The 17,674-nt window shown below is 75.6% G+C and carries 19 protein-coding genes; 8 read left to right on the top strand and 11 right to left on the bottom strand.

Annotated features, from left to right (window positions below; translation table 11 throughout):
- Positions 1-12 precede the first annotated feature (12 nt).
- Positions 13-1,020: an iron-siderophore ABC transporter substrate-binding protein gene (locus tag KVT14_RS04250; RefSeq protein WP_217614521.1), complete on the top strand. Its 1,008-nt coding sequence runs from the start codon at positions 13-15 to the stop codon at positions 1,018-1,020.
- A 40-nt stretch (positions 1,021-1,060) separates the two neighbouring features.
- Here KVT14_RS04250 and KVT14_RS04245 read toward each other — a convergent pair whose 3' ends face one another.
- The 5 genes from KVT14_RS04245 to KVT14_RS04225 all read right to left on the bottom strand — a co-directional run bounded on the left by KVT14_RS04245 (position 1,061) and on the right by KVT14_RS04225 (position 5,531).
- Positions 1,061-1,984 (bottom strand): phosphoribosylaminoimidazolesuccinocarboxamide synthase, encoded by a 924-nt coding sequence (locus tag KVT14_RS04245; protein WP_217614520.1) that lies wholly within the window; start codon positions 1,982-1,984, stop codon positions 1,061-1,063.
- Positions 1,985-2,034: 50 nt separating this feature from the next.
- Entirely contained in the window at positions 2,035-2,253 is a 219-nt protein-coding gene (locus tag KVT14_RS04240; protein WP_217614519.1) for an SCO4848 family membrane protein, read from the bottom strand.
- Positions 2,254-2,271: 18 nt separating this feature from the next.
- Complete coding sequence (gene purD, locus KVT14_RS04235) at positions 2,272-3,534, bottom strand: phosphoribosylamine--glycine ligase (RefSeq protein WP_217614518.1); 1,263 nt, start codon at positions 3,532-3,534, stop codon at positions 2,272-2,274.
- Positions 3,535-3,635: 101 nt separating this feature from the next.
- Positions 3,636-4,922, bottom strand: a complete 1,287-nt coding sequence (locus KVT14_RS04230; RefSeq protein WP_217614517.1) for an adenylosuccinate synthase — start codon at positions 4,920-4,922, stop codon at positions 3,636-3,638.
- A gap of 186 nt (positions 4,923-5,108) precedes the next feature.
- Positions 5,109-5,531, bottom strand: a complete 423-nt coding sequence (locus KVT14_RS04225; protein WP_217614516.1) for a DUF3151 domain-containing protein — start codon at positions 5,529-5,531, stop codon at positions 5,109-5,111.
- A gap of 104 nt (positions 5,532-5,635) precedes the next feature.
- On the opposite strand from KVT14_RS04225, the gene KVT14_RS04220 reads away from it, so the two are divergent.
- The gene (locus KVT14_RS04220) at positions 5,636-6,010 is read left to right on the top strand and encodes an STAS domain-containing protein (RefSeq protein WP_217614515.1); all 375 of its coding nucleotides are present in this window, start codon (positions 5,636-5,638) and stop codon (positions 6,008-6,010) included.
- A 27-nt stretch (positions 6,011-6,037) separates the two neighbouring features.
- On the opposite strand, the gene KVT14_RS04215 is transcribed toward KVT14_RS04220, so the two are convergent.
- On the bottom strand, positions 6,038-8,248 hold the full coding sequence (locus KVT14_RS04215; RefSeq protein WP_308160884.1) for a SpoIIE family protein phosphatase: 2,211 nt from the start codon (positions 8,246-8,248) through the stop codon (positions 6,038-6,040).
- Positions 8,249-8,473: 225 nt separating this feature from the next.
- Here KVT14_RS04215 and KVT14_RS04210 point away from each other — a divergent pair, with 225 nt between their 5' ends.
- Positions 8,474-8,776: an STAS domain-containing protein gene (locus KVT14_RS04210; RefSeq protein ID WP_217614577.1), complete on the top strand. Its 303-nt coding sequence runs from the start codon at positions 8,474-8,476 to the stop codon at positions 8,774-8,776.
- A gap of 97 nt (positions 8,777-8,873) precedes the next feature.
- Here KVT14_RS04210 and fbaA read toward each other — a convergent pair whose 3' ends face one another.
- The 3 genes from fbaA to purT all read right to left on the bottom strand — a co-directional run bounded on the left by fbaA (position 8,874) and on the right by purT (position 11,897).
- Positions 8,874-9,896 carry a class II fructose-bisphosphate aldolase gene (fbaA, locus tag KVT14_RS04205; RefSeq protein ID WP_147794617.1) on the bottom strand — a complete coding sequence of 341 codons (1,023 nt, stop codon included), beginning with the start codon at positions 9,894-9,896 and terminating at the stop codon, positions 8,874-8,876.
- A 103-nt stretch (positions 9,897-9,999) separates the two neighbouring features.
- On the bottom strand, positions 10,000-10,677 hold the full coding sequence (locus KVT14_RS04200) for a TrmH family RNA methyltransferase (protein ID WP_217614514.1): 678 nt from the start codon (positions 10,675-10,677) through the stop codon (positions 10,000-10,002).
- On the bottom strand, positions 10,674-11,897 hold the full coding sequence (purT, locus tag KVT14_RS04195; protein WP_308160883.1) for a formate-dependent phosphoribosylglycinamide formyltransferase: 1,224 nt from the start codon (positions 11,895-11,897) through the stop codon (positions 10,674-10,676). Before purT ends, KVT14_RS04200 begins: the two co-directional genes overlap by 4 nt.
- Positions 11,898-12,017: 120 nt before the next feature.
- Here purT and KVT14_RS04190 point away from each other — a divergent pair, with 120 nt between their 5' ends.
- Positions 12,018-12,776 (top strand): VTT domain-containing protein, encoded by a 759-nt coding sequence (locus KVT14_RS04190; protein ID WP_147794622.1) that lies wholly within the window; start codon positions 12,018-12,020, stop codon positions 12,774-12,776.
- Positions 12,777-12,808: 32 nt separating this feature from the next.
- Positions 12,809-13,597: an HAD-IIA family hydrolase gene (locus KVT14_RS04185; RefSeq protein ID WP_217614576.1), complete on the top strand. Its 789-nt coding sequence runs from the start codon at positions 12,809-12,811 to the stop codon at positions 13,595-13,597.
- A gap of 127 nt (positions 13,598-13,724) precedes the next feature.
- Here KVT14_RS04185 and pyrE read toward each other — a convergent pair whose 3' ends face one another.
- Positions 13,725-14,303 (bottom strand): orotate phosphoribosyltransferase, encoded by a 579-nt coding sequence (pyrE, locus tag KVT14_RS04180; RefSeq protein ID WP_217614512.1) that lies wholly within the window; start codon positions 14,301-14,303, stop codon positions 13,725-13,727.
- A gap of 31 nt (positions 14,304-14,334) precedes the next feature.
- Positions 14,335-15,120 carry an SDR family oxidoreductase gene (locus tag KVT14_RS04175; protein ID WP_217614511.1) on the bottom strand — a complete coding sequence of 262 codons (786 nt, stop codon included), beginning with the start codon at positions 15,118-15,120 and terminating at the stop codon, positions 14,335-14,337.
- A 91-nt stretch (positions 15,121-15,211) separates the two neighbouring features.
- Between KVT14_RS04175 and KVT14_RS04170 the strand changes: the two genes are divergently transcribed.
- The 3 genes from KVT14_RS04170 (at position 15,212) to KVT14_RS04160 (ending at position 17,674) form a co-directional block, all read left to right on the top strand.
- Positions 15,212-16,009 (top strand): exodeoxyribonuclease III, encoded by a 798-nt coding sequence (locus KVT14_RS04170; RefSeq protein ID WP_217614510.1) that lies wholly within the window; start codon positions 15,212-15,214, stop codon positions 16,007-16,009.
- Between the two features lie 86 nt (positions 16,010-16,095).
- Positions 16,096-17,001: a DUF4190 domain-containing protein gene (locus KVT14_RS04165; protein WP_217614509.1), complete on the top strand. Its 906-nt coding sequence runs from the start codon at positions 16,096-16,098 to the stop codon at positions 16,999-17,001.
- A gap of 1 nt (position 17,002) precedes the next feature.
- On the top strand, positions 17,003-17,674 hold the full coding sequence (locus KVT14_RS04160) for a DUF4190 domain-containing protein (protein WP_308160882.1): 672 nt from the start codon (positions 17,003-17,005) through the stop codon (positions 17,672-17,674).

Raw genomic sequence — 17,674 nt, 5'->3', positions numbered from 1 at the left:
GAAAGGCCTTCGATGAAGTCCATGCGTGTCGCCGCCGTCGCGGCGGTCGCGGTCCTGGCCCTGAGCGCGTGCTCCGGCGCCGACGACTCCGCCGGCTCGGGCGAGACTACCGCCGCGGGCGGCTCGACCTCGGCGGGCGAGGGCACCTTCCCGGCCACGGTCGACACCAAGTTCGGCGAGGTCACCGTCGAGCAGCGGCCCGAGCGGATCGTCGCGCTCGGCTGGGGCGACGCCGAGACCGCGCTCTCCCTGGGCTACCAGCCCGTCGGCGCGTCCGACTGGCTGGCGTTCGGCGGCGACGGCGTGGGCCCGTGGGCCGAGGGCCAGTACGACGAGTCGCCCGAGATCATCGACACCCTCGAGCCGTCCTACGAGGCGATCGCCGCGCTCGAGCCCGACCTGATCCTCGACGTGAAGTCGTCCGGCGACCAGGACCGGTACGACCGGCTCTCCGAGATCGCCCCGACCGTCGGCGTCCCCGAGGGCGGCGACTCCTACCTGACGACGGGGCAGCAGCAGCTCGAGCTCATCTCGACGGCCCTCGGCGTCCCCGAGAAGGGCGCGGAGCTCGAGGCGCAGCTCGAGGACACCTTCGCCGCCGCGCGCGAGGCGCACCCGGACTGGGACGGCAAGACCATCGCCGCCGCCACCCGCACGTCCGAGGGCTGGGGCGCGTACATCGAGGGCGGCGACCGCGTCGACTTCCTCGAGAACCTCGGCTTCGTGCAGTCGCCGACGATCGCGGACCTGCCGGTGTCCGCCTCGGGCTTCAGCGTCGACATCTCCTCGGAGCAGCTCGACCTGCTCGACGCCGACCTCATCGTCGCGTTCCCGATCTACATCGACACGGCCGAGATCACCGACGACCCGCAGTGGCAGGCCATCCCGGCCGTCGCCGACGGCCGGGCCGTGGTGATCGACGGCGACCTGTCCTCCGCCTACTCGCTCGGCACCATCGGCGCCCAGCAGTACGCGCTCGACAACCTGGTGCCGCTCATCGAGGACGCGCTCGGCTCCTGAGCCGGCCCGGCCCGACGCACGACCCCGGCGGGGGCGTCGCTCACACCGTGAGCGGCGTCCCCGTCAGTCGTTCGTAGGCCTCGAGGTACCGGTCCCGGGTCCGCTCGACGACGTCCGCGGGCAGCGCCGGCGGCTCCCCGTCGGCCGCGCGGTCCCAGCCCGACTCCGCCGAGGCCAGCCAGTCGCGCACGAACTGCTTGTCGAAGCTCGGCTGCGACCGGCCCGGCTCCCAGCCGTCAGCCGGCCAGAACCGCGAGGAGTCCGGGGTGAGCACCTCGTCGCCGAGCGTCACGACCCCCGTCGTCGGGTCGACGCCGAACTCCAGCTTGGTGTCCGCCAGGATCACCCCGCGCTCCCGCGCGATCCCCTCGGCCCGCGCGTAGACCGCCAGCGTGAGGTCGCGCAGCTCCTCCGCGCGCTCCCGGCCCAGCTGCCCGGCGACCACGTCCAGGCTGACGTTCTCGTCGTGCTCGCCGAGCTCCGCCTTGGTCGCGGGCGTGAAGATCGGCTCCGGCAGCCGCGATCCGTCCACCAGGCCGGCGGGCAGCGGGATCCCGGTGACCTCGCCGGACGCCCGGTACTCCACCAGGCCGGACCCGGTGAGGTAGCCGCGGGCCACGCACTCGACCGGGAACATCTGCAGCCGCCTGCACACCATCGCCCGGCCGAGCACCGCCTCCGGCACCGCCGGCGCCTCCGCCGACACCACGTGGTTCGGGACCAGGTCGGCGAGCTGGTCGAACCACCACAGGCTGAGCCGGGTCAGCACCACGCCCTTGCCCGGGATGCCGGGGCTCAGGACGTGGTCGAACGCGCTCACGCGGTCGCTCGCCACCACCAGGACGACGTCGCCGTGGGCCTCGGCCACCGCGGCCCCGGCCTCCTGGGTGGTGTCCGGGACGTACAGGTCGCGGACCTTGCCGGAGTAGGTGTGCGTCCAGCCGGGCAGGGTGGGTGCGGTCATGGGCCCATCCTGCCGCAGCCGCGGGGACGGGCCGGCGGGGCGTCCGGGCGTCAGACCAGCGTGAGGACGCCGAGCAGCGCGACGGCGGCGCCCAGCAGCATCGACACGGTGATGAGCACCAGGTGCACGGTGAGGAACCGGGTGGGCCGGCCCTGGGCGTCCCGGGCCCGCGGGTCCTTCGCGATCCGCGCGCCGAACCGGGGCCAGACGAGCAGGCTCCAGGCGCCGGCGACGATCAGCACGAGGGACCAGGCGAGGGGCAGCTCCATGCGGGCGAGTATGCCCGCTCAGCCCTCCGCGGCCGCCCAAGCGATGTCGGAGCGGTGGTGGGAGCCCGCCAGCGCGATGCGGTCGACGCCCGCGTAGGCCGTCGCGCGCGCCGCCGCCAGGTCCGGTCCCGTGCCGACGACCGAGAGCACCCGGCCGCCCGCCGACACGACCGCGCCGTCCGCGCCGGCCGCGGTGCCGGCGTGCAGCACGTGGACGCCGGGGACCGCCCCGGCCTCGTCCAGGCCCTCGATCACGTCCCCGGTCCGCGGGGACTCCGGGTAGCCGTGGGAGGCGACGACGACGGTCACCGCCGCCTCGTCGGTCCACTCCAGCGGCGGCAGGTCGCCGAGCCCGCCGGTCGCCGCGGCGAGCAGCACGCCCGCGAGCGGCGTCGCCAGCCGGGCCAGGACGACCTGGGTCTCCGGGTCGCCGAACCGCGCGTTGAACTCCACGACCCGGGTGCCGCGGCTGGTCAGCGCGAGCCCGCAGTACAGGACGCCGACGAACGGCGTGCCGCGCCGGGCCATCTCGTCCACCGTCGGCTGGGCGACCTGCGCCACGACCTCGTCGACCAGCCCCTCCGGCGCCCACGGCAGCGGCGTGTACGCGCCCATGCCGCCGGTGTTCGGGCCGGTGTCCGCGTCGCCGACGCGCTTGAAGTCCTGCGCCGGCACGAGCGGGACGACGTGGGTGCCGTCCGACAGGACGAACAGCGAGACCTCGGGGCCGTCCAGGTAGTCCTCGACGACGACCCGGCCGCCCGGCTTGGCCAGGCAGGCGAGCGCGTGCTCGAGCGCGACGGACCGGTCCTCGGTGACGACGACGCCCTTGCCGGCGGCGAGGCCGTCGTCCTTCACGACGTACGGCGCGCCGAACGTGTCGAGCGCGGCCTCGGCGGCGGACGCCTCGGCGACGACGACCGGGTCGGCGGTCGGCACGCCGGCGGCGGCCATGACCTCCTTGGCGAACGCCTTCGAGCCCTCGAGCCGCGCGGCCTCCGCGCTCGGCCCGAACACCGGGACCCCCGCGGCGCGCACGGCGTCGGCGACGCCCGCGACGAGCGGCGCCTCGGGGCCGACGACGACCAGGTCCGTGCCCAGCGAGGTCGCGAGGGCGGCGACCGCCGCGCCGTCCAGCGGGTCGACCGCGTGCAGCGTCGCGAGCGCGCCGATCCCCGGGTTGCCGGGGGCGGCGTGCAGGTCGGTCACCCGCGGGTCGCGGGACAGGGCCAGGGTGAGGGCGTGCTCGCGGGCGCCGGTCCCGACGACGAGGATCTTCACGACGCCGACCCTACCGACCGGCCCCGCGCCTGCGGCGACGCGCGCCGCTCCGTGGACGCGCCGTGGCGCCGCCCGCCCGGGCGGGCGGCGCCACGGCGGCCTCAGCCCAGCAGGTCGTGGATCGCGACGGTGGCCTCGCGGCCCGGGCCGACGCCGACCGCGGAGATCCGGGTGCCGCTGATCTCCTCGAGCCGCGCCAGGTACCGCTGCGCGTTCGCCGGCAGGTCCTCGAGCTCGCGGGCGCCGGAGATGTCCTCGGTCCAGCCGTCCAGGTACTCGTAGACCGGCTTCGCGTGGTGGTAGTCGCTCTGGTCGTCCGGCATCTCGTCGAACCGGCGGCCGTCCACGTCGTACGCCACGGCCACGGGGATCTTGTCCCGCCCGGTGAGCACGTCGAGCTTGGTGACGACCAGGTCCGTCAGGCCGTTGACCCGCGAGGAGTACCGGGCCACGACGGCGTCGTACCAGCCGGTGCGGCGGGGGCGGCCGGTGGTGGTGCCGAACTCCCCGCCGGTCTGCCGGAGCCACTCGCCGTCCTCGTCGAACAGCTCGGTCGGGTACGGGCCCTCGCCGACGCGGGTCGTGTAGGCCTTGGCCACGCCGACGACGCGGTCGATGCGGGTCGGGCCGATGCCGGAGCCGGTGCAGGCGCCGCCCGCGGTCGCCGACGACGACGTGACGAACGGGTAGGTGCCGTGGTCGATGTCGAGCATCGTGGCCTGACCGGCCTCGAACACGAGGGTCTTGCCGGCGTCGAGGGCCTGGTTCAGCACGAGCGGGGTGTCCGCGACGTACGGGCGCAGCCGCTCCGCGTAGCCGAGCAGGTCCTCGACCGTCTCGTCGACCGTGATGGCCCGGCGGTTGTAGACCTTCACCAGCAGGTGGTTCTTCTGGTCGAGGGCGCCCTCGACCTTCTGCCGCAGGATGTTCTCGTCGAACAGGTCCTGGATGCGGATGCCGACCCGGTTGATCTTGTCCGCGTACGCGGGGCCGATGCCGCGGCCGGTCGTGCCGATCTTCCGCTTGCCGAGGAACCGCTCGGTGACCTTGTCGATCGTGCGGTGGTACGGCGCGATGACGTGCGCCGCGGAGGAGACGAGCAGCCGCTCGGCGGAGACCCCGCGGGCCTGCAGCGCGTCGATCTCCTCGAACAGGACCGCGATGTCGATGACGACGCCGTTGCCGATGACCGGCACGACGCCGGGCGACAGGATGCCCGAGGGCAGCAGGTGCAGGGCGTACTTCGCGCCGTTCACGACCACGGTGTGCCCGGCGTTGTTGCCGCCGTTGAACTTCACCACGTAGTCGATCCGCGACCCGAGCTGGTCGGTCGCCTTGCCCTTGCCCTCGTCGCCCCACTGGGTCCCGAGCACCACGACGGCCGGCATGTGATCACCACTCCCACCCTGCCTCGCGGCGGCACCCGCAGCGGGGCCGAGCGGCGTGGCTCGGGCGCGGGAGGTCCGGGCACGGGGCGGCAGGCGACCCCAGTACCTCCGAAAGGCTACCGGAGCCGCGTGATCACCGTCCGGGCGACGCCACCACCCCCGGGTGCCGGCGCCGCCCGCGCCCGGTCAGCGCAGCCCCGCGACCTCCGCCGCCGAGGTGCCCGAGTCGGCGAGGAACTGCGCGCAGCGCGCGGCCTCCTCGTCCTCCTCGATGGCCTCGGCGGCCTCGGCGAGCGCGAGCAGCGCGCGCAGGAAGCCCTGGTTCGGCTCGTGGTCCGCCGGGATCGGGCCCTGTCCCCGCCAGCCGGCACGGCGCAGCGCGTCGAGCCCGCGGTGGTAGCCGGTGCGCGCGTAGGCGTAGGCGGCGACCGGGTCGCCCTCGTCCCGCAGGGCGCGCTCGGCGAGCAGCGCCCAGGCGAGGGACGAGGCGGGCGCGCGGCGGGCGGCGTCGCGCGGGTCGCCGCCGGCGGTCAGCACGGCGCGCGCGTCGGCGTCGGCCCCGTCCGGGAGGCGGGTGGGCTCGGGTCCGAGGAGGTTGGCTCCGGTCATGCCGCCAGTGTGTCAGGCAGTGCGTGCGTGGTCCCGGCATGCGGTGGCGCGCGGGACGTGGTTACAGTCGTCCAGCCCGTGCCCGCCCCGTCGAAGGTCCCCCCATGATCGAGATCGCCACCTCGGCCGCGACGACCACCCTCGTCATCGCCGGCGACCTCGACCTGGCCGAGCGCGACCAGTTCCCCGAGATCGCCGCGCGCGTGGTCGGCCTCCGGCGCCAGCTGCTCGTCATCGACATGTGCGGCGTGACGTTCATGGACTCGACCGGTGCCGCGTTCCTCATCTCGCTCGCCGACTCGAGCCGCAAGCGCGGCGGCGCGACCGTCCTGCGCGGCGCGGACCCGCGCGACCTGTTCGTGCTGGAGATCTGCGGGGCGCTCGAGCTGTTCCGGATCGACGCCGACCACCGGTGCGCCGCGGACGAGGCGGACGCCGGCCCCGGTCCCGTGACGCAGGACGCGTCCACCGGCGTCTGACGCCGCCCACGATCCCTGCCGGGCTCGTCAGGCCCCGCCCCGCGGCCCCTCCAGCACCGACGGCTCCGTCGGCCGCACCCGCGCCCACACGACCTTGCCGCCGCGCGAGGGCCGCCAGCCCCAGTCGGCCAGCCGCTCGACGATCCGCATCCCGAACCCGCCGATCCGCCCCGGGTGCCCCTCGGTGGCCACGGGCGGCGTCGGGTTGGAGTCCTCGACCTCGATCCGCAGCCCCTCGCCGGTGTCGTGCAGGCGGAGCGTGACCCGGCCCCAGCCGTGCAGCACCGCGTTGGCGACCAGCTCGGAGACGACGAGCTCCGCGTTCGACGCGTCGCCGAGCTCCCAGGCGTGCGAGGTCCGCAGGACCGCGTGCCGGGCGCGCGCGATGGACCCGGGCTCGCTGGGCAGCTGCCAGCGCCGGCTGCGGACGTTGCCGCCGTGGCCGGAGGTGTCGGTCAGGTCCGGGATGCGCACGACGACGACCGCGACGTCGTCCTCGGGGCTGTCCGCGAGCCGAGCCAGCAGCTCCTCGCCGATGCCCGCCGCGTCGACGGCGGTGGCGCCCGCGGCCACCTCGCGCAGCGCGGCGAGCCCGTCCAGCAGGGCGCGGTCCCGGCGCTCGATGAGGCCGTCCGTGTAGAAGACCAGGACGTCGCCGGGCAGCAGGTCGTGCCGCGCCGTGCGCCGGCGCCCGTCGCCGAAGCCGATCAGCGCGCCGCCCGCCCCGTCGAGCAGCTCGACCGCGCCGTCCCGCACCAGCAGCGCCGGAAGGTGGCCGGCCCGGGAGTACTCCAGGTGCCAGCTCGGGCAGCCGCCGTCCTCGGGATCGCGCCGGGTGAGGGTCGTGAGCACGAGGCCCGCCGACCGCGGGATGCGCATGCCGGCGACCAGCTGGTCCACGCGCTCGAGCACCGGGCCCGGCTCCGTGACCTCGAACGCGTAGGCGCGCACGACGGAGCGCAGCTGGCCCATCGCGGCGGCGGCCTCGACGTCGTGGCCGACGACGTCGCCGATCACCACGCCGACCACGTCGTCGGTGATCTGCGCGACGTCGTACCAGTCGCCGCCGACCTGGGCGTAGACCACGTTCGGGGCGTAGTAGGACCAGACGTCCAGCCCTTCGACCTCGGCCTGCTCCGGCAGCATCGCGCGCTGCAGCGTCTCCGCCACCCGGTGCTCCCGGGCGTACAGCCGCACGTTCTCCATGGCGAGCCCGACCCGGCGCGCCGTGAGCGACAGGATCGTGCGGGTCCGCTCGTCGACGCCGCCGCGGGCGGGGGCGTCGTGCACGAGGTCAGGTCCGGCGGCGGCCCGCGGGACCACCGCGAGCAGACCGAGCACCCGGTGCCGGCCGGGCAGCGGCAGCACCGCGACGTGCCCGACGCCGGCGCCGCCGGGCACGCGGGCGCGCAGGTCCGCCGCCAGCCACGCCGACGCGGTCCCCGGCGGGTGCGGGGCGTCGGTGTCGAGGTCGAGGACGAGGTGCGGCTCGCCCTCGCCGTCGAGCAGGCGCTGCACGGGGTCGTCCCCGGCGGGGCGGGCGCCGCGGCGCGCCACGAACGGCACGCCGGTGCCGCCCGGCCCGTGCCGGCGTCCCGAGGCGCGCGGGGCCCGGGTGACGTCGACGCCGTCCGCGGCCTGCAGCCCGTCGTCGTCGACGTAGAACCCTGCCCAGCCGACCACCCGGTGCGCGAGCAGCTCGGCGATCGCCCGCAGGCCGTACGGGTCGTCGAGGTCCATCACCAGGTCGGAGACCGCGCCGATGAGCGCTAGGTCCTCGCTCTCCCGGCGCACCACCTCGACCTCCGCGGCGACGGCGGCGTCGCGGTGCACCTGGTCGGTCACGTCGACGAGCGCCGCCACCCAGTGCGTGGGCTCGTCGGCGCCCTCGGCGGTGACCGGGGTGACGACCGTGCGCGCCCAGAACCAGTCGCCCCCGGCGCGACGCAGCCGGAGCAGCGCGGACGTCGCGCGCCGGTCCAGGACCGCGTCCTGGAGCTGGTGCAGGCCGGACGCGTCCTCCGCGGACAGCGCGATCAGGTCGACCGCGGGCCCGGCGACGTCGTCGAGCGTGAGGCCGGTCGCCTCGGTGAACGCGTGGTTGACCCAGACGACGGGCCAGCGGGGCGGCTCGGCGGCGACCACCAGGACCGGCATCCCGACGATCTGGCCCACCGCCCGCCCGATGGAGCCGACGGTCTCCTCGGCGCCGTCGCCGGGCGTGGAGTTGACCACCACCGCCTCCGATCGTCTAGCGTCTCCGACAGGTCCCGGTGCAGCAACCCGCCGGGACGGTGGCCGATCACCGGCGCGGTCGTCTCGGCCGCCACCCGGACGGGAGGGAGCATCGTGCGCGACGGTAACAGCACACCCCCGGGCGGGCTCGCCGGGGACCAGGGCGCGGAAGCCGCGGCCGCACCGACCGTACCCGGTCCCGGCGACGCCGCCGGCGAGCCGGGCTCGGTGCACGTCATCCTGTCCCCCGACCGGACCACGATCGTCCTCTCCGGCGAGGTCGACGCGGATCTCGGCCCGGACCTGGCGCAGGCGACCACCGACGCCGAGCAGGCGGGCGTGCCGATCGAGGTCGACGCGCACCACGTGACGTTCATGGACTCGTCGGGCGTGGCGTTCCTCGCCCGCCTGGCCATGCGGACCCCGCACCGTGTCCGGCTGCTGCACGTGCCGCCGACGGTGCAGTTCCTGCTCGAGGTCACCCGGATCGGCGAGCTGCTCGACGTGGTCGAGGACGACCACCAGGCCTGAGCAGCGCCGTCCCGGCGCCCGCACGCACGAGGGCCCGGTCACCGTCGCGGTGACCGGGCCCTCGTCGCGTCGCCGGCCCCGGGGGCCGTCGGACGGATCAGCGCAGGCGCTGGCCCGCCGAGCGCAGCTGCTGCGCGGCCTCGACGATGCGGGCGGCCATGCCGGCCTCGGCCAGCTTGCCCCAGGCGCGCGGGTCGTACGCCTTCTTGTTGCCGACCTCGCCGTCGATCTTCAGCACGCCGTCGTAGTTGCTGAACATGTGGCCGACCACGGGACGCGTGAACGCGTACTGGGTGTCGGTGTCGATGTTCATCTTGATGACGCCGTTGTCGACGGCCTCGGAGATCTCCGCGGCCGTGGAGCCCGAACCGCCGTGGAACACGAGGTCGAACGGGTTCTCCTTGCCGATCTCCGCGCCGACGGCCTTCTGGATGTCCGCGAGGATCGACGGGCGCAGCTTGACGGCACCCGGCTTGTACACGCCGTGCACGTTGCCGAAGGTCAGGGCCGTCAGGTAGCGGCCCTTCTCGCCGGCGCCGAGGGCGCGGACCGTCGCCAGGCCGTCCTCGGAGGTGGTGTACAGCTTCTCGTTGATCTCGGCCTCGTGGCCGTCCTCCTCGCCGCCCACGACTCCGACCTCGATCTCGAGGATGGTGCGCGCGGCCTGCGACAGCTCGAGCAGCTCGGCCGCGATGACGAGGTTCTCGTCCAGCGGGATGTCGGAGCCGTCGAACATGTGCGACTGGAAGGTCGGGTTCTTGCCGGCCTTGACCTCCTCGGCCTCCAGGGCCAGGAGCGGACGGACCCAGGAGTCCAGGTTCTTCTTGACGCAGTGGTCCGTGTGCAGGGCGACCGTGATGCCGTAGCCCTTGGCGACCTCGGTGGCGTACGCGGCGAGCGCGCGGGTGCCCGAGACGCGGTCCTTGACCGTGGAGCCCGACGCGTACTCGGCGCCACCGACGGAGACCTGGAGGATGCCGTCCGACTCCGCCTCGGCGAAGCCCTGCAGCGCGGCGGTGATGGTCTGGGAGGACGTGATGTTCACGGCCGGGTAGGCGAACTTGCCCGCCTTCGCCCGGTCGATCATCTCGGCGTACACCTCGGGGGTGGCGATGGGCATCGCAGCAGCTCCAAAGAGAGTGGGGTTTCGCTTTCTCCCCAAGTCTGGCACGTCCTGCGCGCAGGCCGGGCGGGACGTCCTGCCCACGAGACGCCGGTCGAGGTCAGGCCGGCGGCGGTCCCGCGTGCCGGACCGCCCACGCGTGCATCGCGATCGCGGCCGCCGCGCCCGCGTTGATCGACCGCGTCGAGCCGTACTGGTCGATGTGCAGCACCGCGTCCGCGCCGGCCCGCGCGGCGTCGGAGAGCCCCGCGGACTCCTGGCCGAACAGCAGGACGCACTCCCGCGGCACCGGGTAGCCGTCGAGCGGCACGGACCCCGGCACGTTGTCGACGCCCAGCACCGGCAGCGGGCCGCCCTCCGGGCCTGCCGTCGCGGCCCACCCCAGCAGGTGCTCGACGTCCGGGTGGTGGTGGACGTGCAGGTAGCGGTCGGTGACCATCGCGCCGCGGCGGTTCCAGCGGCGGCGCCCGACCACGTGCACGCCCGCGGCGTTGAACGCGTTGGCGGTGCGGACCACCGAGCCGATGTTGAGGTCGTGCGCCCAGTTCTCGATGGCCACGTGGAACGGGTGCCGCCGGGTGTCCAGGTCGGCGACGACGGCCTCGACGGTCCAGTACCGGTACCGGTCGGCGACGTTGCGGCGGTCGCCCTGCGCGAGCAGCTCCGGGTCGAGGCGCGGGTCGTCGGGCCAGGCGCTCGGGCCGCCCGGCCAGGGTCCGACGCCGACCTCCTCGGGGTCGCGGGGGTCGGCCGGGCCGCCGTCGCCGGCCGCGGTCACACCAGGTCCACGGTGAGGGCGGCCGCCGACTCCCGCGCCCGCTCCCGCGCCTGCTCCACGTCGGCGCCGCGGGCGACGGTCACCGCGACCCGGCGCCGGCCCGCGACGGACGGCTTGCCGAACAGCCGCACCTGCGCGGTCGGCACCGCGAGCGCCGCGTCGACCCCCGAGAACCGCGGCACGCCGTCGCCCTCGGCGAGGACGGCGCAGGACGCGGCCGGCCCGAGCTCCAGGACCTCGCCCACGGGGAGCCCGAGCACGGCGCGGGCGTGCAGGGCGAACTCCGAGGAGTCCTGGGACGCGAGCGTGACGAGCCCGGTGTCGTGCGGGCGCGGCGACACCTCGGAGAACAGCACCCGGTCGCCGACGACGAACAGCTCGACGCCGAACAGGCCCCAGCCGCCGAGCGCGTCGGTCACTCCGGCGGCGACGCGGTGCGCCTCGGCGAGCGTGCCCGGCGGGAGCGGCGCGGGCTGCCAGGACTCCCGGTAGTCGCCGTCGACCTGGACGTGGCCGACCGGCGCGCAGAACGTGGTGCCGCCGGCGTGCCGGACGGTGAGCAGGGTGATCTCCGAGTCGAACCGCACGAAGCCCTCGACGATCACCCGCACCGTGGCACCGTCGTCGGCGGTGGCGCGGCCGCCGGACTGCGCGTACGCCCAGGCCGCCTCGACGTCGGCCGCGGTCCGGACCACCGACTGCCCCTTGCCCGACGACGACATGACCGGCTTGACCACGCACGGCACGCCGACCTCGGACACCGCCGCGTACAGGGCCGTCAGGTCGTCGACGAACCGGTAGGGCGAGGTGGGCAGGCCGAGCTCCTCGGCGGCGAGCCGCCGGATGCCCTCCCGGTCCATCGTCAGCACCGTGGCGCGCGCGGTCGGCACCACCCGGACCCCGGCGGCCTCGACCTCGGCGAGGACGTGGGTCGCGATGGCCTCGATCTCGGGGACCACGACGTGCGGGCGCTCGGCGTCGAGCACGGCGCGCAGCGCGGCGGCGTCGAGCATGTCGACGACGTGCGACCGGTGCGCGACCTGCATGGCGGGGGCGTCGGGGTACCGGTCGACGGCGACCACCTCGACGCCGAGGCGCTGGAGCTCGATCGCGACCTCCTTGCCGAGCTCGCCGGAGCCGAGCAGCAGCACGCGGGTCGCGCCGGGGGTGAGCGGGGTGCCGAGGACGCCGGGCTCGCCGGCCTGCGGGGAGGTCGTCACGGCCGCCATCCTGTCGCACCGCCGAGGCCCCGCGGCACCCCGTCCCCGCCCGCGGACCCCACACAGGACCTGCACGCCGGGCGCCCGGGGTCCCGGCCCCCGACCCGTACGCTGAGGCCCATGCCTGCGTCAGCCGCGCTCGTGTCGCTCGTCCCTGCCCTCGGCGCCCAGCCCGCGCTGCTGCCGGACTGGCTCGACGCCGAGCACCTCATCTCCTCGTTCGGCTCGTACGCGCTGATCGGGATCGTCGTCGTCGTGTTCATCGAGACCGGGCTGCTGTTCCCGCTGCTGCCAGGCGACTCGCTGCTGTTCACGGCGGGCGCACTCGTCGCGCAGGAGGCGCTGGACTTCCCGCTGTGGCTGCTCTGCGTGCTGCTGTTCGCGGCGGCGTTCCTCGGCGACCAGGTGGCCTACTTCATCGGCAACAAGGTCGGGCCGCGGCTGTTCCGCCGGCCCGACTCGAAGATCTTCAAGCAGCAGTACATCGACCAGACCTACGCCTACTTCGACAAGTACGGCGGCCGGACGGTGATCCTGGCCCGGTTCGTGCCGATCGTGCGCACCTACGCCCCGGTCGCCGCCGGCGTGGGCGGCATGCGGTACCGGACGTTCGTGTCGTACAACGTGGTCGGCGCCCTGCTGTGGGGCGTGGGCGTCACCGTGCTCGGCTACCTGCTCGGCACGATCTCGTTCGTCCGGGACAACATCGAGGCGCTGGCCGTGCTGATCGTCCTGGTCTCGGTGATCCCGGTCGCGATCGAGCTGTGGCGCGGCCGCCGGGCGGCGAAGCGCGGCCAGGTCACCGCGGACGGCCGCGACGAGCGCTACGACGAGCCCGCCGAGCGCGCCGCCGTGGAGCGGAAGGCGTTCGACCAGTGACCGCCCGGCCGATCGCCTCCTGGCTGTCCGACATGGACGGCGTGCTCGTGCACGAGGGCGTGGCCCTGCCGGGCGCGCCGGAGTTCGTGCGGGCGCTGCGGGACGGCGACCACCCGTTCCTGGTGCTGACCAACAACTCGATCTTCACCCCGCGCGACCTGCGCGCCCGGCTCGCGGCCTCCGGCATCGACCTGGCCGAGGAGTCGCTGTGGACGTCGGCGCTGGCGACGGCGCAGTTCCTCACCGACCAGGAGCCCGGCGGCTCGGCCTACGTGATCGGCGAGGCCGGCCTGACGACCGCGCTGTACGAGGCGGGCTACACGCTGACCTCGGCGGACCCGGACTTCGTGGTGCTGGGTGAGACCCGCACGTACTCGTTCGAGGCGATCACCCGCGCGATCCGGCTGATCCAGGGCGGGGCGCGGTTCATCGCGACGAACCCGGACGTCACCGGGCCGAGCCAGGAGGGCGACCTGCCCGCCACCGGCGCGGTCGCGGCGATGATCACCGCGGCGACGGGCCGGCAGCCGTACTTCGTCGGCAAGCCGAACCCGATGATGATCCGGTCCGCGCTCAACCGGATCGACGCGCACTCCGAGACGACCGCGATGATCGGCGACCGGATGGACACCGACGTCGTCGCCGGGATCGAGGCGGGGCTGCGGACGTTCCTGGTGCTGACCGGGTCGACCCGCACCGAGGACCTGGTGCGCTACCCGTTCCGACCGACCCAGGTGCTGGACTCCGTGGCGGACCTCGTCGACCGCGTGCCGGAGTGGGCGGAGGCGTACCCGGGCGCCGCCGCGGCCCCGGAGGCCTGAGCCCGACGCGCACGCGGCCGCCCGACGCGCACGCCGCCTACCCCTTCCGGCCCGGCCACCCCCGGCGGCAGTGGGTCCGGCAGGAAGGCGTAGGCGGCGCGGCGCCGGGCCGCGCGCGCCGGCGCGATCAGGCCAGGCCGAGGTCCGCCAGGTCGAACAGGAAGTGGTACGGCACACCCAGGGCCTCGATCTTCTCCCGCGCCCCCGTGGCGCGGTCGACGATGACGGCCACGCCGCGGACGTCGGCGCCGGCCTCGCGCGCGGCCTCGACGGCGGTGATCGGCGAGGCGCCGGTGGTCGAGGTGTCCTCGAGGACGACGACGGGACGGCCCGCGATGTCCGGGCCCTCGATGCGGCGCTGCATGCCGTGCGCCTTGGCCTCCTTGCGGACGACGAACGCGTCGAGGTCCTGCCCGCGGGACGCCGCGGCGTGCAGCAGCGCGGTGGCGACCGGGTCGGCGCCGAGCGTCAGGCCGCCCACGGCCTCGACGTCCGCCGTGCCCAGGCCGACCTCCTCCAGCCGGTCGAGCAGCACGTGCCCGATCAGCGGCGCCGCGCGGTGGTGCAGGGTCACCCGGCGCAGGTCGACGTAGTAGTCGGCCTCGCGGCCGGAGGACAGCGTGACCCGGCCGCGCACGACGGCCAGCTCGACGATGAGGTCGCGGAGCTGCTCGCGGGGCGTCGGGGAGAGGGAGGAGGTCGTCACGGCCGCCAGCGTAGCGAGGCGGCGGGGCGGCTCAGGCCTCCGGGTCGCCCGGGGCGCGGTCCGGGCGGCGCGCCGACAGCGCGCGGAGCGCGGAGCGCGGCAGCACCCGCAGGACGCCGGACGCGACCCGGTACCGCAGGCTCGGGGTGGACAGGACCGCCCCGCGCCGGACGTCTGCGAGCGCCGTCGCCACGACCCGGTCGGCGGACAGCCAGGCCAGCTCGGGGTACGCCTGCTCGGCGCGCAGCCCGGCGCGCTCGTGGAACTCGGTGTGCGTGAGGCCCGGCGACACCACCGTGGCCGTCACGCCCGTGCCGGCCAGCTCGGCCGCGAGGCCCTCGGTGAAGGTGCGCACCCACGCCTTGTGCGCGGAGTACGTGCCGGACGTCATCAGGGCCGCGACCGAGCCGACGTTGAGGATCGCGCCGCGCCCCCGCCCGACCATGGCGCCGGCGGCCGCGTGCGACAGCACGAGCACCGCGCGGACCATGAGGGCGAGCGCCGCCTCCTGCTGCGCCAGGTCGCTGCCGACGAACCGCTGGCCGAGCCCGATGCCCGCGTTGTTCACCAGGAGCCCGACGGGGCGCTCGTCGGCCCGCAGGCGCTCGGCGACCCGCTCCAGGTCGTCGCGGTCGGTCAGGTCCGCCCGCAGCACCTCGGCGTTCACCCCGGCCGCGGCGCGGAGCTGGGCGGCGAGGCGCTCGAGCCGCTCGCCGTCGCGGGCGACGAGGACGACGTCGTGCCGGGCGGTGGCGAGCTGCCAGGCGAACTCGAGCCCCAGGCCGGAGCTGGCGCCCGTGATCAGTGCGGTTCCCATGCCGCCACCCTACGGTCGCGGACCCCCGGTCGCCCGGGTCTGCCGGGCGGCGGTTCCGCGGGTGTCGGGAACGGCCGGTAGCGTGCCGGTCATGCGCCTCGCCACCTGGAACGTGAACTCCGTCCGCACCCGCGTCGACCGCGTGATCGCCTTCCTCGAGCGGTCCGGCACGGACGTGCTGGCGATGCAGGAGACCAAGTGCAAGGACGAGCAGTTCCCGCGCGAGGCCTTCGAGGCCGCCGGCTACGAGGTGGTCACGAGCGGCTTCAGCCAGTGGAACGGGGTCGCGATCGCCTCCCGGGTCGGGATCCACGACGTCGAGCACGCGTTCGCCGGGCAGCCCGGGTGGGGCGAGGACCCGGTGACCGAGGCCCGCGCGCTGGGCGCGAGCTGCGGCGGCGTCCGGGTGTGGAGCCTGTACATCCCGAACGGCCGCGAGGTCCGGGACCCGCACTTCGACTACAAGCTGCGCTGGCTCGAGGCGCTGCAGCAGGAGTCGCGCCGCTGGATCGAGGAGGACCCGGCGCTGCCGGTCGCCCTGGTCGGGGACTGGAACGTGGCCCCGCTCGACACCGACGTGTGGGACATCGGCGTGTTCGCCGGCCGCACCCACGTGACCCCGGCGGAGCGGGACGCGTTCCAGGCGTTCGGCGCCGGCGGCTACACCGAGGTGTCCCGGGTGCACGTGCCTGCCGAGCACACGTACACCTACTGGGACTACCAGCAGCTGCGGTTCCCGCGGAACGAGGGCATGCGGATCGACTTCACCTGGGCCTCGCCCGCGCTCGCGCCGCGGGTCACCGGCGCGTCGATCGAGCGGGTGGAGCGCAAGGGCAAGGCGCCGTCGGACCACGTGCCGGTGGTGCTCGACATCGCCGACGCGGCCTGACGGTCCGCGGGGTGGGCGCACGCCCGTCCGGGGGAACCGGACCGGCGGACCGTCGGCGCGGCGGGCGCGCCCGCTAGGTTCGGCGCATGTCGACCCCCGAGCCGGGTCCGCCGGCCTGGCCGGGCACGGCGCCGTCCGCATCCCCGCACGCGCCGCTGCCGCCCTACGCCGGGCCCGGTGCGCCGGTCGCGCCGCCCGTCGCGCCGCCGGTCACCTGGCCGCCGGCGCCACCGGTCGCCCTGCCCGCCCCGCCGGTCGCCTGGGGCGCTCCCCCGCCCGCGCCCGGCACCGACGGTCTGGCCGTGGCGGCCTTCGTCCTCGCCCTCGCGTCGTTCGCCACGAGCCTGCTCACCGCGCCCGTCGGCCTCGGGCTCGGCATCGCCGCGCAGCGTCGGGTCCGTCGCTCGGGCGCCGACGGTCGCGGCCTCGCGATCGCGGCCACCTGGATCGGCGGCGTCCTGACCGCCGCGCTCGTCGTCGGTCTGGGCTTCGTGGTCGCGCTGGGCATCGCCTCGACTGCGTCCACCGCGTCGTCCGCGGGCTCCTGGCCGGCGCCGGGCGACGCCGCCGGCGCGCCGGGTGAGCAGACCACCCTGCCGTGGTTCGAGCTGGGGCACGACCTCGTCCCCGGCGACTGCCTCGCGACCGCCCCGGAGACCTACGACATGTCGGACGCCGGCGTCGTGGACTGCGCCTCGGGGCACGCGACGGAGGTCCTGGAGCAGCTCTCGATGGCGGAGCCGGTCCGCGCCGACGTGACCGAGCCGGACGCCGCGTACACCGCGCTGCTCGACCGGTGCGCCGCGGTGGCCGAGCGCCTGGTCGGTTCGACCGCGCTGCCGGCGGAGTCGTGGGCGGACGTGTACTTCGTGCACCCCGACCAGTGGGCCGCCGGCGACCGGTGGGCCTACTGCGTGCTCTCGACCGAGCCGGCGGGCACGGGCTCGGTGCTCGCCGGGACGTTCGCGGCCGGGTCCGCGGCGGAGGTCTGACGTGACCGACCCGTACGGCTACCCCGAGCCGTTCTACGCCCCCGGCTGGGCACCGCCCCGCCCGCGGACCGACGGCGTCGCGGTCGCGGCGCTGGTGGCCGGGGTCCTCGGCACGGGCCCCGTCGCGCTGGCGCTCGGGCTCGTCGGGCTCCGCCGCACCCGCCGCGCGGCGCCCGAGCCCCGTCGCGGGCGCGGCCTCGCGGTGGCGGGCGTCGTCCTCGGTGCGCTCACGACGCTGGCCTGGATCGCGCTGGCGGCGGTGCTGGTCGGCTCGGCGCAGGCGCAGCGCCCGCTGCCGTCCGACGTCGCGGAGCCGGTCGACGCGCACGCGGTGCAGCTCGTCCCGGGCAGCTGCCTCGCGGACGTGCCCGACGACGGCCCGGTCGACCGGGTCCGCGTCGTGCCGTGCGCGGACCCGCACGCCGCGCAGGCGGTGTCGTCCTACGCCTTCGAGCCCGGTGCCGCGTGGCCGGGCGCCGCCGAGGCGTCGGCGCGGGTCGCGGCGTCCTGCGACCTGACCGCCGCCGAGCGGGAGCAGGGGACGCGGATGCTCGCGTGGGCGCCGACGGAGGCGTCCTGGGCGCGCGGCGACCGGGCGGGGCTGTGCGTGGCGGTGCCGCCGGCCCCGCTCACGGGGTCGCTGCTGGACGGCACGGCCGTGCCGGTGGCCTAG

It is taken from the genome of Cellulomonas sp. GbtcB1 (assembly GCF_019091725.1).
In the GTDB taxonomy this organism is placed as follows: domain Bacteria; phylum Actinomycetota; class Actinomycetes; order Actinomycetales; family Cellulomonadaceae; genus Cellulomonas.
This window is presented reverse-complemented; position numbering and strand designations above follow the sequence as displayed.

Coding starts and splice junctions, on each gene's coding strand:
- KVT14_RS04250 (WP_217614521.1), top strand. CDS start 13: ATGAAGTCCATGCGTGTCGCCGCCGTCGCGGCGGTCGCGGTCCTGGCC.
- KVT14_RS04245 (WP_217614520.1), bottom strand. CDS start 1,984: ATGACCGCACCCACCCTGCCCGGCTGGACGCACACCTACTCCGGCAAG.
- KVT14_RS04240 (WP_217614519.1), bottom strand. CDS start 2,253: ATGGAGCTGCCCCTCGCCTGGTCCCTCGTGCTGATCGTCGCCGGCGCC.
- KVT14_RS04230 (WP_217614517.1), bottom strand. CDS start 4,922: ATGCCGGCCGTCGTGGTGCTCGGGACCCAGTGGGGCGACGAGGGCAAG.
- KVT14_RS04225 (WP_217614516.1), bottom strand. CDS start 5,531: ATGACCGGAGCCAACCTCCTCGGACCCGAGCCCACCCGCCTCCCGGAC.
- KVT14_RS04220 (WP_217614515.1), top strand. CDS start 5,636: ATGATCGAGATCGCCACCTCGGCCGCGACGACCACCCTCGTCATCGCC.
- fbaA (WP_147794617.1), bottom strand. CDS start 9,896: ATGCCCATCGCCACCCCCGAGGTGTACGCCGAGATGATCGACCGGGCG.
- KVT14_RS04190 (WP_147794622.1), top strand. CDS start 12,018: ATGCCTGCGTCAGCCGCGCTCGTGTCGCTCGTCCCTGCCCTCGGCGCC.
- KVT14_RS04185 (WP_217614576.1), top strand. CDS start 12,809: ATGGACGGCGTGCTCGTGCACGAGGGCGTGGCCCTGCCGGGCGCGCCG.
- KVT14_RS04175 (WP_217614511.1), bottom strand. CDS start 15,120: ATGGGAACCGCACTGATCACGGGCGCCAGCTCCGGCCTGGGGCTCGAG.
- KVT14_RS04170 (WP_217614510.1), top strand. CDS start 15,212: ATGCGCCTCGCCACCTGGAACGTGAACTCCGTCCGCACCCGCGTCGAC.
- KVT14_RS04165 (WP_217614509.1), top strand. CDS start 16,096: ATGTCGACCCCCGAGCCGGGTCCGCCGGCCTGGCCGGGCACGGCGCCG.